The sequence below is a fragment of the Paenibacillus puerhi genome, assembly GCF_009846885.1.
GTDB lineage: Bacteria > Bacillota > Bacilli > Paenibacillales > NBRC-103111 > Paenibacillus_G > Paenibacillus_G puerhi.
Genome location: NZ_WUWM01000002.1, coordinates 285,670 through 300,162 on the forward strand (window position 1 = coordinate 285,670; position 14,493 = coordinate 300,162).

The window sequence follows — 14,493 nt, forward strand, 5'->3', positions numbered from 1 at the left end:
ATATTGTCATTTGGAGAAATTTGTTATAGTATGATGAAGTAAACGATTACGTAAATATACTAAGAGAGGATTTGTTGGAATGTTTGACAAAATTTACGAGATTCTTAAAAAAGTAAAGGAAGTGAATGATTTCGAATATACGTTGACCCCAAGCACCGATTTGATTAACGAAGTCGGACTGGATTCACTTCAGATGATTAGTTTTATTCTTGAAGTGGAGGACGCTTTCCATGTTGAAATTGATTATGAGGAATTTGAAATGGCCCACATGAAATCGATCGAAACCTTCATGACGTTCCTGAACAGATTGGAGCCACAGATTGGTTAAGACTGTTTATGCTGGAAGCCTGGATTCCGAATCGTTCTGGAGAAACAAGCAGTACAGCAAGCTTCCTGCTTTTCATGATGAGCAAAGATCCCGTATCGTTAAGGCGATGGATGAATTAATGTTTCCATTCTGCGCCTCCAGTGATGGTCTAATTACAAGGTTTCCGATGGATCCCGTACACAAGGCGTATCTGAGCCGAATTAGTTTTTCCTTTGAGCACTTATCCTTTGAAGATATGCTAGAGGATGAGCATATGTTTCAATCTCTGACAAGAAATACGCTGCATAGGCAATGGATTTCTAAGTTTAAGCGTCTTTCGCCTTACGCAGTACTGGAGAATACAACTGAATTACTAGAGCTGTATGGCTTCGAACAGCCCCTACCTGCTTATGAAACAGTCCAACATGTTAATTCTAAAATGTATTCAGCCGAATTATCTAATCAATTAACAGAGAACAAGTACAGTTATCCGGTTAAAAGTGCTCATGAACTAATGACTGTCTGCACGGGACTACTGAAAGATCACAAGGCTATTTTAGTAAAAGATCCGTTCGGTGTATCCGGCAAAGGTAATCTAAAATTTGAATCAATGAATGCGGTAAACAGACTGGTATCCTATGTTAGCAAGCAAGAACTTCTGGGGACTATTACCGCATTTGTGGTAGAACCCTTTCTAGAAGTACAGCGGGATTTTTCCTGTCAATTTGAGATCACTTCAACGGGAAGATTCCATTTCATTAGTATGCAGCAGATGATGAATCATCAATTTGCCTATCTCGGTTCAACTACCATGCCAATTGAAGAGCAGCATGAACTAGAACGCTTGGGCTACTTTAAAGTGATGGAGCATGTTAGTTCATCCTTGTACCAGCAGGGGTATTTTGGACCCGTGTGCGTAGATTCCATGCAATTAAAGGATGGAAGCCTGATCCCGATCGTTGAAATCAATGCTCGTAAATCGATGGGACTCATTAATTTCTACCTTGATAGTGCACTGGCGAGCAATCGGTGCACCGGTTGTTTAACTTACTTGTCGATCGGATTTCACAAGCATTTCGAGTATGAATGGCTGCTTAGTGAGTTAGAGGATGCTCAGCTTTTATTCCCTCAATCCCTTGGCAGTGGAATTGTGCCCCTCTCCTCTGCAACACTTTTTGTTAATAGATATTTCCATGAGCATGAGCAAGGCCAATCTTTGGATCAGCAGCAGCTTCTAAAAGGGAGACTATACCTCTCGGTTTTTGCACCTAACACCGAAGAACGACTACGGTTGTTAAGAAGTCTGCGGATTTTCTTATCAAGTCATGGGGTGAAAGTGTATGACTGACACCGCTAGCGAAACGATTTCCTTATTGTGCTCCGGTAATTCCTTGGGTGTGTATGTTCCAGCAATTCAACTGGATTATCAGCTGCAACAAAAAGGTGTGACAACTGAAATACACATCTTAGAAAGCGTTTACCCTGGTGACGTATTAGCCAGAGTTCCGGCCATCAAGCAAGCATTCCACAAACATTTTGCACTTGCCAAAAAATCGGCGCAACTGGTACGTGACATCAAGGATACACTCGATCCCGCTAAAGTAAGTGAGCTGCTAAATCAATGGCGCCAGGAGAAAAGAACCCGCTTTATTGTGTTTACTGGATTCTGGATTCCCATATTAGAGCAATATCGAAAGATCATGGACCCAGTCAAACTCGATGTTGATTTGCTTCGGATGGATGCAGGGGATTCAGCTTCCTATCAAGTGTACGGCGAACGATGCGATGCATTTCGCAATGTATGGTTTTTTAGTGCCGAAGAAAACCAAGTATTACGAGAATTTCCGATTACTACTTTACTTCCGGTACCTTTTTCACTTCGTGATAAGGGAGTTGTGCTTCATGGCGGAGGCTGGGGTATTGGGACCTATCGAGAAGCGAAAAAAAAGCTGCTGGATGCAGGTAATCGTTTACATGTGCTTGCTTATGATTTGGAAGAATTCGTTCCCCATGATCAGGTTCAATACTACATGAATGACCCCCATTGGAATCCCTGGTCACTTAATGAACAAGGAAAGCATTCGTTTCCAGCTCTTGCCCTCCTCAAAGCTGGAATGGAACCCAAGTTCCGTAATCAGGACTGTCATCCCCTACTGTTTGATGTGATTCGAAACTCAAAAGCAATTGTCAGCAAGCCGGGTGGCTATTCTCTGTTTGAGTCTTTTGCCGCAGCTACCCCATTCGTATTCCTAGAACCGTTCGCTCGTCATGAAGCAGTCAATGCAGAATTTTGGATCAATCAAGGCTTTGGAATCTGGTTTGAAGATTGGGAGCAACAACACTTCTCAAATCGATGTTTAGAAGAGCTGCACAAGAATTTACTCCATGCAAGGGAAAAATTCGTTCAAGGAGGCAAGTACGATGCAACCAAAAACAATAGTGAAATTTAATGAGGATGTATTTCAAAACTTGAAACGAACGATTAAGAATATGTCGCGAGCTAGTCGCGCCAGAGCTCTAGACCCCCGTTATGCAATGGACATCCCCGAAGATATAGGAATCAAGCTTAATAATGGATGCAATCTTCGGTGCAAACATTGCTATGAATGGAACGAGAACGGCTTCCACTGGGACATGGAGAAAGCGGAGCAGAAGAGAGAAATCGATATAGAAATGATTGATCAGATTCTCGCCTTTTCACGTCCGAAAAAATCAAAGCTTTATTTATGGGGGGGTGAACCTCTATATTACACACAGTTTCATCTGCTGGCTGAACGTCTAGAGAAAGATCTGAGAACAACTACCATTTGTACCAACGCGATTCTGATCGAAGAGAAACTGGACTCCATTCTTAAATTTTCAGATGATCTTGTGCTGCTGATCAGTCTTGAAGGATTCGAGGAGGAAAATGACGCCATACGCGGCAAGGGAACATTCAGGAAAGTGATTCATGCCATCGATTTATTGTTGGAGCTGCAAAGAAAGCAGATCTATCGGGGTAAAATCTCGGTCAGTCTGACGATGAATGACCAAATGATCCCAAAGATGTTTGACTTTATGAAGTTTTTCGAAGAGAAAGGCGTTGATTCCGTCTACTTCGTCTATCCCTGGTATATCTCATCGGAATCGGCAAAAGAGATGGATCACTATTTCCTTGATCATTTCAACTGGCTTCAGCCCTATCAGAGCCAACAATGCAGCTGGCATTCATTTAATTACCGGATTTCACCGGAGAACATACCCCAATTGAGGGAAGAGGTACGAAGAATCTCCGAGCATACTTGGGATATTCGCATTCGCTTCATGCCTGCTCTGGAACAGGATGAAATAGAGTCCTTCGTTAAGGGAGAGCCTCAAACAGGTATGAAGCGAACAGAATGCCTGTCGATCTCGACCAGAATGGATTTTTTACCGAACGGAGACGTCACGCCATGTAAGTTTTTCCCGGAATTCGCAGTCGGAAACATTCGGGATCAAGGGGTTAAAGAGGTTTGGCATGGTGAGCTTTTCGGAAAACACCGGGAAACCGTATCCTGCGGATTGATGCCTATATGTTCGCGCTGTGGTTTGTTATATCACTACGGTCGATAATGGGGTGCTGCATTTTTATGAATTCTTCTTAGAATAGGGTGAATAAGGATTGGAAGCGATCAAAGTGGAGGGTTTATCCAAGGAATTTAAGTATTATACCAAAGAGCTGGGGGTAAAGAACTCACTCAAAAACCTGTTCTACCGTAAAACGTTGACAAGGGAAGCGGTCAAGGAGGTTTCCTTTTCTATTGACGAAGGCGAATTTGTTGCCTTCTTGGGGCCTAATGGCGCAGGCAAAACCACTACATTAAAAATGCTTTCTGGAATTCTTTATCCTACTGACGGTTTTGTTTCCGTGCTGGGGTATAAACCTTACGAAAGGAAGAAAGAGTTTAAGAAGAAGTTCTCGATTGTCATGGGACAAAAAAGTCAATTGTGGTGGGATTTACCCGCCTCCGAATCGATCCTGCTTAATAAGTATATCTACCAAGTAGAGGATGACATTTATAAGAAAACACTGGCTGAACTGGTGGATTTACTGAATACGAAGCATGTAATGAATGTTCAGGTTAGAAGATTATCGCTTGGCGAACGCATGAAGATGGAGCTTATTGCAGCACTCATACATAGGCCGACTCTCCTGTTTCTAGATGAGCCTACCATTGGACTGGATATCGAAACCCAAAAGAGGGTTCGAGATTTCTTGAAATATTATAATGAATATCATAAAACAACGATTGTCCTGACTAGTCATTATATGAAAGATATTGAGGATCTTTGCAACCGAACGTTATTGATTGCCGAAGGTAAATTGATTTATGACGGAAGCTTGAAACAAATCAATGAGGCTTTAAATCAAAACAAAATTATTAAGCTCAAGTTCTCCAAGCATGTTGCACCTGATCAGCTCCAAAATTTTGGTGCGATCCGTTACTCTGATAGTTATCAGGCCACATTGGAAATACCTAGGGAACAAGTAAACATCCGTTCCAGAGAGCTGCTGCACCAGCTTCCGATAGAGGATATTTCTATTGAGGACATTCCAGTTGAGGAGATGATCATTTCTTTATATCAAAGGAACCGTACACCATGAAGGCATATCAAAAATATAATCACGTGTTCAAGCTTGGCTTTCAATCGGCGCTGGAATACCGGATGGATTTTTTATTTTCTTTGGCCGCCGCTTTTTTTCCCATTATGATTCAATATTACATATGGTCGGCCGTGTATGGTAAATCTGATTCTTCGCAGTTCTTCGGCTATTCATACAAGGAAATGATCTTATACACGATAATCGCTGCAGTCGTTACCCGAATTGTAATGACGAATGTGGATCATGAGATGGCAACAGATATAAAGGATGGAAATTTGAATAAGTATCTTGTTCAACCGCTGCATTATTTCAGCTTTCGAATATTTAATTTATTTGGGCAAAAGTTGTTTTTTTATTCCGTCATGATCGTTGTCATCTTTTTCGTACTTATCTTTTTCACCCTATATTATGGAACCCCGCTGCAATTTCAGCGCATTTCACTTTTTTTCATTACCATTTTTCTTGCCTTTTTATTAAATTTCATGATTTCGTACACGATCTCTGCCATTGCTTTCTGGCTTTCGGAAATTTCTTTCTTCTTCGAAATGACAGGCTTGTTAGTTATCATTATCAGCGGCGGTATGTTCCCGATTGATGTGTTCGGTCCTACAATGAATGCGATATTAACGTATCTCCCCTTCAAGTTTACGATTTATTTCCCAACCAACGTGATAAATGGAAAGCTTGATATGGGTGAAATCCTGCAAGGCATCGGATGGCAATGCTTTTGGATTGTCGTGATGTATCTTGTTTCTCGCGTGGTTTGGAATAGGGGGATGAAACGATATCTCGGGTTAGGAGGATAACCTTTGCAGGCATGGTTGGGTACTCTTAAGAATTACTTCATCGTTTATGGCTTGTTCGTAAAAAATTGCTTTATGGCTCAAATGGAATACCGGTTCAACTTTTTTCTCGGTATAGGAGTTGAGATTGCCTATCTGATCTCCAAATTACTGTACGTGCTTGTTGTGTACAAGACGGATCTACACATTGGCGATATATCACCGGACGGCATCCTCATGTTTGTGGGAACCTTTACGCTGATGACAGGCATTTATTCCGGTTTCTTTTTTTATAACTCCCTTAAAATTACGGAGTATGTTAGAGAAGGAACCTTGGACTTGCTGATGGTGAAGCCAATCTCGCTCCAGTTCCTCGTTACTCTGCGATATATCCATTTTGGTACTCCCATTCCAAATGTTCTAGCCGGTATTATTATGATATCCATCGGTTGGGAGGCTATGGGTATCCCGATAACATTCCTTAATCTATTAGGCTACTGTTTATTTATTGCGGTCGCAACAATCCTTACGTATTGTTTGATGTTTTTGCCCGCATTGCTTTCTTTCTGGTTTGTCAATACAGGAGGACTGGCTATGATTTTCTATTCGATCTGGGATGCCAATAATATGCCGATGGCTATTTACGCGCGCTGGGTACGTAGAATTGCTGTCTTTGTACTCCCCTTTATGATTATTACGAATTTTGGGCCATTATGGGTTATGGATAAGTTGAGCGTATACGAACTCGCATGGGGATTAAGTGTCCCGGTCTTCATGCTGGTCTGTTTTCGCTTATTGTGGAAATCGGCCATTAAAAATTACAGCAGTGCAAGCAGCTGATACCGGGAGGAACCCTCATGTTTTCTAGTGTCGAGCTAAGATGTCCTGAGTGCAAATGTGCATTGGATACGGGAGAGTTTGAGCTGCAATGTACCTCCTGTTCGAATGTATATAACCTGCATAACGGAATTCCAATCATGATTCCCGATCGGAGTGACGAACGCAAAGAAGAAGTAAAGCGAATGTTTACGGCAATGAATCAATCCCTCGAAGAGAATGGGTTATCGAGATTCTCTACCTTCATCAACTGGGGCTATGTTCCAATTGGCGACCCATATCCTGTAATGTCTAAGTCAAATTCATTGCGTCTACTGAATGAAATTATGGATAGTGTTGACTTGAATGGCCAAACCGTACTGGAGGTCGCATGCGGCAGAGGTGGAAATATCCATGCATTGTGCAAAACATTCAAGCCTAAAACCATTATCGGTCTTGATTTAACCGAATCTAATATCACCTTTTGCAGTCGAAACAATCGACATGAGCAAGCCTTTTATTGTGTTGGTGATGCCGAAATGCTCCCATTTGCTTCTGGATCTTTTGACATTGTATTGAATATCGAATCGTCCGATCTTTACACGAACATTGAGCATTTTTTAGACGAAGTTCATAGGGTTCTAAAACCAGGTGGGGTGTTCCTCTACGCAGATGATCTGCCGTCAGAGAAATTCAGGAAAGTGAAAGCATACATGCGGGAACTTGGATTTGTGATTCATTTGCACCGTGACATTACAATGAATACCATTCTCTCATGTGAATCGTCGCTTAACACTCGTTTAAAGACGCTGAATGATGTGGCTTCCAGTGATGGTGAGATCATGGCGTCCATGGGTGCCCCCGGCACCGCCCTGGTTGAGGAAATGAAAGATGGTAGACGTTTATACCTGATCCTTCATCTCGTTAAACCACTTTAATCCATATGAACTATGAACATGTAATGAGGATGTGTGCGAATGAAGAAATTGTTACCTATTAACTTGGATACGGGAATCACAACGGACTGTTGGCATTTTATGAAACTCGCTCCTATACTATCTGATGAACGATTTACCCCTTGGTATATAGAAAGGTTTATTGAGCTGGAAATGGGGATCAAGGAAGGCGACCCCCTCGGGGATTTCTGGGTCCAGTATTACCGACTGGAATATATAGACCTTGAGCTTCTATATCAAGGTGTCCTAGAATTCAATAGATTTGACATGTCGGAATCGCTAGATATTGTGGCGGAATCCATGGATAACATTGATCGCGGAGGTTATGTACTGCTGGGCTGTGACAATTATTATGTACGCAAGTCCATGTACTATCAAAAACATCACTGTATGCATGAGTATTTATTGTTTGGTTATAACATGCAGGAGAAAATATTCCACATCCTGTCGATGAAAGAGAATAAATGGACGACAGATACCATTACTTTTGAGGAGATTGAACAAGGAATGCAGTCAGGCTTGAGCTACATGCGTAATGAGTTTGATGGCCACTACCGTTTATTTCGCTTCGATATGCCGGCAACCTCATTTTTTCTTAAGCATCATTTTATTAAGAAACCGAATTTACATAAAGTGCTAGAGTCCATTCAAAATTATTTAACAGGTGGAATAAGGACGGTTGACACAGGATTTGGTACTACCCGTGCATCATCAACCGAATGGATAGGAATCTCAATTTATGATGGGCTAATAAATCGAATATGTGAACTAGTAGAATCGGACCCTTCTTTGCTTATGGAACGCAACATCATACTTGGTATCAAAAAGATCGGTGAGAACAAACGGGGAATGTTATTTCGTATGAAGTATTTGCATGATCATCAATTCATACATTTACCTGATCACGTTGTTGATACGTTCCAACTACTAAGCGAAAGTCTCGACAAATTATTATCTTTGGTTATTGTTTATCATTATCGTCCTGAAAAAGAACACATGAGCTCTATAAAAAAATGGATCCTACAGTCCGAGCAATTGGATAGGGCAGCTATGGAAAGGGCTTTTCAAGTGATCTATGACGGTTTATACAAATCTTTATACCTTGGGGTTAACGGTTCTGTTGCAGAGAGTTTTACATCCCAATAAAACACCTTATAAAAAGGGATACTCGGCCACATTAAATGGGGAGTATCCTTTTTTTTGTATTCTCACCTGCACTCTGTTTTTTTTCGCTGATAAGTGGACAGCACTACACCTCCGACAATGAGTAGAGAGCCTACTAGTTCAACCCCCGTGATTGGCTTGTACAGTAAGACTAATCCCATTACCATAGCGACAAAAGGCTCTAAATTAGATAAAATAGATGCTTTGGACGCATCCACATGGCGTATATTTTGATTCCAAATTAGCGTAGCTATCCCATGAACAACAACGGCTGTTCCAATTAAAAAAGCCCAATCATTTAAATGGAGGCTTATCCGGATGGGATTGTCTAAAATAAATACGAACGGTATCCCTACGACAAAGCCGACTAGATTTGAATACAAAGTAATGGCAAGGGGATTCATTCTTTGAGAAAGTACTCTCGTCATAACAATCATAATGGCAAATGTCACCATAGTTACAACGATCCATAAAAGCCCTTTATCCACATGTATCGTTGAAAAATGTCCTTTCGTTACTACAAAGTAAATACCTATTATGGCAATCGTCGATCCGATCACCATGCGAATCGTAAATTTCTCCTTTAAAAATAAAGCTGCTAACCCCCCTGCTAAAATAGGAGTTGTCGCCAAAATTAGTGCAGACGTTGTCGGATCAGCGGTTTGCAGTCCCTCGAAAAAAGACCATTGATTAATGAATACACCAACAACCCCTAGAACAAACAGTAATATGAAATCTGCTTTATTTATACGCCAAACTTCTTTTTTATTAGCGGCTAGTCCGACTAAAAATATAACAATAAACAATAGTCTCAATTCGGTTAGCATCGTTGGAGAGAAATCTTGAACTAACATTTTTCCAAATACAAAATTGCTCCCCCATACTACAACACATAAAATGAGCCATGAATAAGCCTTAATCATATCATCATTCGCTCCTCGCTCAAATTCCAAAGGTCTATTTTATACGAAGGAGCTTCTCATGTACACTTTTTTGTGTAGAGATAGGATTAACTTAAGCTCATCCATTACGTTGCTGGAAATCGATAAGAAAATCGGCTAATGATTTGCAATGCTCAAACGGTACCGCGTTATAAATGGAAGCACGCAGATGACCTGCATCTCGATGTCCTTTTAAGCCCATAAATCCTTCTTGCTCCAGTTCAACAAGCAACTTATTTTCGATGTCCGGGCTGCATGCACCGAAGGTAATGTTCATCATGGATCTGCTGTCCTTATGAGCCAACCCTCTATAAAAACCGCCGCTATGATCGAGTACATGATAAAGCACATCCGCCTTCTGCTGATTACGCGCGGCCATCCCCGGTAACCCACAGTGATTCAAAATCCACTTCAACACAAGGTTCATCATATATACAGAAAAAACCGGCGGTGTGTTAAACAACGAACGATGTTTGGCATGCACGTTATAACTCAACATATCCGGAATTGACCCGGGAATGCTCTCCAACAAAGAGCGGCGGACGATGACTAGGGTGACGCCAGCCGGCCCTATATTTTTCTGCGCGCCTGCGTAGATCAATGAGAATTTGGATGCTTCTATCGGCCGCGACATGATATCGCTGGACAGATCTGCAAATAGCGGAACCTCCCCGGTATCAGGGAAGCTCTTATATTGGATGCCGCCAATGGTTTCGTTGGAAGTGAGATGGACATAAGCCGAATCCTTCGGAATATCCAGGTTGTTTAAATCAGGCAACCGTTTGAAGCCTTCTTCCTCCCCGCTTGCCAAAACAAGGGTCTTCCCTATTTTCTGCGCTTCTTTCCACGCCTTCCCCGACCATGTTCCGCTGTGTACATATCCCGCTGTTTTCCCTTCGGCCAAAAAATTGAGGGGCACCATAGAAAATTGCAAGCTTGCCCCTCCATGCAGGAATAGTACCTCATAATCGGAAGAAAGGACCAGCAGTTCCTTAATCAATAGCTGTGCTTCATTATGAATAGCTTCGTATGGGGAACTCCGATGGGATATTTCCAGAATCGATGCACCGATCCCATGAAAATTTCGCAATTCTTCCTGCGCTTCATGCAATACCTCCGGCGGCAACGCTCCCGGGCCGGCATTGAAATTATACGTGTACGTCATACATGATCACTCCTGTAAGGAACCGATTTCGCGGGCTTCGTGTTGCATAAGCAACGATTGCCATGATAGTATATCAATCAATGGACGGCCAATTTCGTTGCATATACCATTAATTCAACCAATCCATAAACACTGTAGAAACACTGGAGGTGAAGGAATGCTCAAGGTAAATCGAGATGACGACCGTCCCATCTGGCAGCAGCTTCTTGACCAAGCGATCCATAATATAACAACCGGAAAATGGCCGCCAGGTGAATTGCTGCTCCCATCCCGTGAACTCGCGCCATTGATCGGCGTTTCCCGTTCGACCATACAGATTGTGTACGAGGAGTTATTCAGCCGCGGCTATACCGTCACCTCACGTCGAGGAGGGACAAGGGTTAGCGATTGGACCTATGCGACTCGTCCTTCTGAGGATGCTGCGGAACAAGGACCAGTCCTCCCCGACTTGCCATTATTAGACGGGGCAATCGGCCATTTGCAGAGTTGGTTCGGAGACAAGGCGAATCGCCGAGCAATAGAGATCGATTTCAGCCCCCATGAGCCTTATTTGGACGAACATTTTCAAAAAAATTGGAGACATTCCTTTTTACAGGCCTCCACAGAAACAAACCTGGACAGCTGGGCTTACGGCGACGCCTATGGATATGTGCCGCTGCGAGAACAGATTCAGCGTTATTTGTCACTGGAACGAGGCGTTCATGTAGGCGTCGATCAAATTCTGTTAACCTCAGGCGCACAACATAGCATCGACTTGATGGCCCAAGCCCTTTTGCAGGAAGGAGAAACGGTTTCGGTTGAAGATCCCGGTTTCCCTGCTGCCTGGATGGCCTTGAAGTACCGGCGTATGCAAGTTGTATCTGTCCCGGTTGACGAGTACGGGCTATGCGTAGACCGCGTTCCCCCCGAGTCCAGGCTTGTGTATGTTACTCCTTCGCACCAGTGTGCGGTTGGCGTTATTATGTCGGAGCCTCGCAGGCAGCAATTGCTGCATATGGCTGCCGAGCAGCGATTCTGGATTGTGGAGGATGATTACGACAGCGAATTTCGCTATCGCGGCGACCCGCTTCCCACCTTGTTCAGTCAACGACCGCAGAACACGTTATATATGATGAGTTTTTCCAAAATGATCGCTCCCGGTATTCGGATATCGGCCATCGTCGGTCCCAAAGAGACTATTCGTCAACTCGCCCGAGTCCATGAATTAACCTATCGTCATCTTCCGATTATGGAGCAATTAACGCTCACTCATTTTATCGAGCACGGTCATTTCATGCGGCATATGAGACGCGTTCGAAATGTATATCGGCGCAGGCATGAAGCCATGACGAAGGCCATCATCGCGACAGGTCTGAGCGAGCGCTTCACGCTAAGCGGTGTAGAAACGGGTCTGCACATGCTTCTTGAAGCTGAATCAACGTTTGACGAAGAAGCCGTGACGAGCTTGGCGATGGACAAGGGAATACGGGTTTATCCGCTAAGCAAGTATGGCTTGAACAGCGATCGAAAAGGCTGGGTACTGGGCTTTGCCAAAGTAGATGAAGCCGCTATTGAAGAAGGCATTAAACGTCTGGCGGGGATGCTCCTATAGTACAAGCACCCCCGCTAGAATTCGCTCGTTCTTACCGCCCATTCGCGCTGCCATCCAGCTCCCTCAGCACATGACCCAGTATGCCAACCGCTTGATCGATTTCAGCATGGGTCACGTATAGGCTTGGCATAAATCGGATGACGTGGGTTCCTCCCGGCAGGACAAGCAATCCGTTTAGATGCAGCTGCTGAATGACTGGCGCAACAGGTATCGTAAACTCGATGCCAATGAGCAGTCCTAACCCTCGAACGGTACGGATGACGGGATATGCTTGTAAATCATTTCGCAGCTTATCCTGTGCATAAGCTCCCGCTCTGCTCGCTTGTTCTAACAATCCGTCGTCCAGCAGCGTTTCAATGGTTGCGAGCCCTGCTGCCGTGGGAACGGGCGATCCTCCGAACGTAGACGCATGGCTGCCGGCCGAAAAGGCATCCCTAAGCTTCTCCTTGCCCATCATCGCCCCGATCGGCAACCCGCTAGCCAATCCCTTCGCCAGCGTAAGGATATCCGGCTCGATGCCATAGTGCTCATAGGCAAACATGCTCCCCGTTCTCCCTATTCCGGTTTGCACTTCATCGACGATCAGGAGAATATCCTTTTCTTTGCATAATGCAGCCAGTTCGCTTACGAATTGGGGTTCGGCAAGATGAACGCCGCTCTCTCCCTGCACCAGTTCCAGCATGACAGCAGCTGTTTGCTGCGTGATGCTGCTTCTTACACTCTCAATATCGTTGAACCGCGCATGCACAAACCCTTCCGGCAGCGGAAGATAGCCGTCCTTGACCTTCTCTTGTCCGGTAGCTGTCAAAGTAGCCAGCGTACGTCCATGGAATGATTGTTCAAACGTAATGATCTCGTATCGCTCGTTTCCAAGCACACGCTGGTGATACCTGCGAGCGCATTTGATCGCTGCTTCGTTGGCTTCAGCGCCGCTATTACAGAAAAAAACGAGATCCGCGCAGCTAACGGTCACAAGCTTCTCGGCAAGCTCCTCTTGAGCCGGGATATGAAACAAATTGGACACATGCCATACCTGCTCCAGTTGTTCCTGAACTCGCATCTTGACCCGCTCCGGGACATGTCCCAGATTACAGACGGCGAGGCCTGTCATAAAGTCCAAATAGGATTTTCCTTCATCATCCCACAGTGTCGATTTGCTTCCTTTCACTAGGGTGAGCGGGAATTTAGTGTAGGTAGGAAATAAATAACTTTTACTCAGGCTAACCACCCCTTTCTGACACACCGCGCGCCCCATCTTATTCCATTACTGACCGCGTTCCTGCATCCGTTCATGCTCCCGCAAACTGGATATTTCTATTCCTTTCATCGGAGTTCCCAAATTTTTCGATACGTTCGCGATTAACGCAAAGTCGTCGTAGTGTGTCGTGGCTTCAACAATCGCACGCGCGAATTTCTCAGGGCTATCCGACTTGAAAATACCTGATCCTACAAAGACGCCGTCTGCGCCCAGATGCATCATAAGCGCTGCGTCGGCTGGCGTAGCCACCCCGCCTGCGGCAAAGTTGACCACCGGCAGCTTGCCGGATTCATGAACCTTCAGCAGCAAACTATACGATACGCCAAGCTGCTTCGCTTCGTGGTACAATTCGTCCTTGGATAGGCCTTGCACTTTGCGAATCTGACCGTTGATCAAGCGTAAGTGACGTACCGCTTCCACAATGTTGCCTGTCCCCGGTTCGCCCTTCGTGCGAAGCATGGCGGCTCCTTCCTGAATACGGCGCAGCGCTTCGCCAAGATCTTTGGCTCCGCAGACAAAAGGAACGGTGAATTCGCTTTTACTAATATGGAAAACCTCGTCTGCTGGCGTTAACACTTCGCTTTCGTCGATATAATCGACTCCTAACGCTTCGAGAACTTTGGCCTCCACATAATGACCGATGCGGGCTTTGGCCATCACCGGTATCGATACGACCCTCATCACCTCTTCCATAATGGTTGGATCAGCCATGCGGGCGACCCCGCCAGCTGCCCGAATATCGGAAGGCACACGCTCCAGCGCCATGACGGCTGTCGCTCCAGCCGCTTCCGCAACCTTTGCTTGCTCGGCATTCATCACGTCCATGATGACACCGCCTTTTTGCATGTTCGCCATCCCTCTTTTGACCCGCTCTGTACCTGTATTCATG

14 protein-coding genes are annotated in these 14,493 nt (G+C 44.4%); 10 read left to right on the top strand and 4 right to left on the bottom strand.

All coding sequences use genetic code 11. From position 1 onward, the window contains the following. Positions 1-79: 79 nt before the first annotated feature. The 9 genes from GSF01_RS02955 to GSF01_RS02995 are packed head-to-tail and all read left to right on the top strand — an operon-like array spanning position 80 to position 8,631. Positions 80-328 (top strand): phosphopantetheine-binding protein, encoded by a 249-nt coding sequence (locus tag GSF01_RS02955; RefSeq protein WP_159881526.1) that lies wholly within the window; start codon positions 80-82, stop codon positions 326-328. Beyond that, positions 321-1,655 carry a hypothetical protein gene (locus tag GSF01_RS02960; protein WP_159881527.1) on the top strand — a complete coding sequence of 445 codons (1,335 nt, stop codon included), beginning with the start codon at positions 321-323 and terminating at the stop codon, positions 1,653-1,655. Before GSF01_RS02955 ends, GSF01_RS02960 begins: the two co-directional genes overlap by 8 nt. Further along, complete coding sequence (locus tag GSF01_RS02965; protein ID WP_159881528.1) at positions 1,648-2,757, top strand: hypothetical protein; 1,110 nt, start codon at positions 1,648-1,650, stop codon at positions 2,755-2,757. The genes GSF01_RS02960 and GSF01_RS02965 overlap by 8 nt, the downstream gene beginning before the upstream one ends. After that, positions 2,729-3,898 carry a radical SAM protein gene (locus GSF01_RS02970; protein WP_159881529.1) on the top strand — a complete coding sequence of 390 codons (1,170 nt, stop codon included), beginning with the start codon at positions 2,729-2,731 and terminating at the stop codon, positions 3,896-3,898. Before GSF01_RS02965 ends, GSF01_RS02970 begins: the two co-directional genes overlap by 29 nt. Positions 3,899-3,947: 49 nt before the next feature. Next, complete coding sequence (locus GSF01_RS02975) at positions 3,948-4,931, top strand: ABC transporter ATP-binding protein (protein WP_159881530.1); 984 nt, start codon at positions 3,948-3,950, stop codon at positions 4,929-4,931. Next, the gene (locus tag GSF01_RS02980) at positions 4,928-5,737 is read left to right on the top strand and encodes an ABC transporter permease (RefSeq protein WP_159881531.1); all 810 of its coding nucleotides are present in this window, start codon (positions 4,928-4,930) and stop codon (positions 5,735-5,737) included. The genes GSF01_RS02975 and GSF01_RS02980 overlap by 4 nt, the downstream gene beginning before the upstream one ends. A gap of 3 nt (positions 5,738-5,740) precedes the next feature. Beyond that, on the top strand, positions 5,741-6,553 hold the full coding sequence (locus GSF01_RS02985; RefSeq protein ID WP_235941238.1) for an ABC transporter permease: 813 nt from the start codon (positions 5,741-5,743) through the stop codon (positions 6,551-6,553). 17 nt (positions 6,554-6,570) lie between these two features. Beyond that, on the top strand, positions 6,571-7,467 hold the full coding sequence (locus GSF01_RS02990) for a class I SAM-dependent methyltransferase (RefSeq protein ID WP_159881532.1): 897 nt from the start codon (positions 6,571-6,573) through the stop codon (positions 7,465-7,467). Positions 7,468-7,506: 39 nt separating this feature from the next. Next, positions 7,507-8,631, top strand: coding sequence for a hypothetical protein (locus GSF01_RS02995; RefSeq protein WP_159881533.1), 1,125 nt, complete (start codon positions 7,507-7,509; stop codon positions 8,629-8,631). Positions 8,632-8,693: 62 nt separating this feature from the next. On the opposite strand, the gene GSF01_RS03000 is transcribed toward GSF01_RS02995, so the two are convergent. After that, on the bottom strand, positions 8,694-9,572 hold the full coding sequence (locus tag GSF01_RS03000) for a DMT family transporter (RefSeq protein WP_159881534.1): 879 nt from the start codon (positions 9,570-9,572) through the stop codon (positions 8,694-8,696). Positions 9,573-9,669: 97 nt separating this feature from the next. Next, a complete protein-coding gene (gene serC / locus GSF01_RS03005) occupies positions 9,670-10,755 on the bottom strand; it encodes a 3-phosphoserine/phosphohydroxythreonine transaminase (RefSeq protein ID WP_159881535.1) in 1,086 nt (361 codons plus the stop codon). A gap of 157 nt (positions 10,756-10,912) precedes the next feature. On the opposite strand from serC, the gene pdxR reads away from it, so the two are divergent. Next, the gene (gene pdxR / locus GSF01_RS03010; protein WP_159881536.1) at positions 10,913-12,346 is read left to right on the top strand and encodes a MocR-like pyridoxine biosynthesis transcription factor PdxR; all 1,434 of its coding nucleotides are present in this window, start codon (positions 10,913-10,915) and stop codon (positions 12,344-12,346) included. A 31-nt stretch (positions 12,347-12,377) separates the two neighbouring features. Here the strand turns inward: pdxR and GSF01_RS03015 are convergent, their stop codons facing one another. Beyond that, positions 12,378-13,601, bottom strand: coding sequence for an acetylornithine transaminase (locus GSF01_RS03015; protein WP_159881537.1), 1,224 nt, complete (start codon positions 13,599-13,601; stop codon positions 12,378-12,380). A gap of 9 nt (positions 13,602-13,610) precedes the next feature. Further along, positions 13,611-14,492 carry a pyridoxal 5'-phosphate synthase lyase subunit PdxS gene (gene pdxS / locus GSF01_RS03020; RefSeq protein WP_159881538.1) on the bottom strand — a complete coding sequence of 294 codons (882 nt, stop codon included), beginning with the start codon at positions 14,490-14,492 and terminating at the stop codon, positions 13,611-13,613. Position 14,493 lies beyond the last annotated feature (1 nt).

What these genes read in the sequence shown, in the direction of transcription:
- GSF01_RS02970 (WP_159881529.1), top strand. Translation starts at nt 2,729, where the DNA reads ATGCAACCAAAAACAATAGTGAAATTTAATGAGGATGTATTTCAAAAC.
- GSF01_RS03015 (WP_159881537.1), bottom strand. Translation starts at nt 13,601, where the DNA reads ATGGGGCGCGCGGTGTGTCAGAAAGGGGTGGTTAGCCTGAGTAAAAGT.
- serC (WP_159881535.1), bottom strand. Translation starts at nt 10,755, where the DNA reads ATGACGTACACGTATAATTTCAATGCCGGCCCGGGAGCGTTGCCGCCG.
- GSF01_RS02980 (WP_159881531.1), top strand. Translation starts at nt 4,928, where the DNA reads ATGAAGGCATATCAAAAATATAATCACGTGTTCAAGCTTGGCTTTCAA.
- GSF01_RS02995 (WP_159881533.1), top strand. Translation starts at nt 7,507, where the DNA reads ATGAAGAAATTGTTACCTATTAACTTGGATACGGGAATCACAACGGAC.
- GSF01_RS03000 (WP_159881534.1), bottom strand. Translation starts at nt 9,572, where the DNA reads ATGATTAAGGCTTATTCATGGCTCATTTTATGTGTTGTAGTATGGGGG.
- GSF01_RS02990 (WP_159881532.1), top strand. Translation starts at nt 6,571, where the DNA reads ATGTTTTCTAGTGTCGAGCTAAGATGTCCTGAGTGCAAATGTGCATTG.
- GSF01_RS02955 (WP_159881526.1), top strand. Translation starts at nt 80, where the DNA reads ATGTTTGACAAAATTTACGAGATTCTTAAAAAAGTAAAGGAAGTGAAT.
- pdxR (WP_159881536.1), top strand. Translation starts at nt 10,913, where the DNA reads ATGCTCAAGGTAAATCGAGATGACGACCGTCCCATCTGGCAGCAGCTT.
- pdxS (WP_159881538.1), bottom strand. Translation starts at nt 14,492, where the DNA reads ATGAATACAGGTACAGAGCGGGTCAAAAGAGGGATGGCGAACATGCAA.
- GSF01_RS02965 (WP_159881528.1), top strand. Translation starts at nt 1,648, where the DNA reads ATGACTGACACCGCTAGCGAAACGATTTCCTTATTGTGCTCCGGTAAT.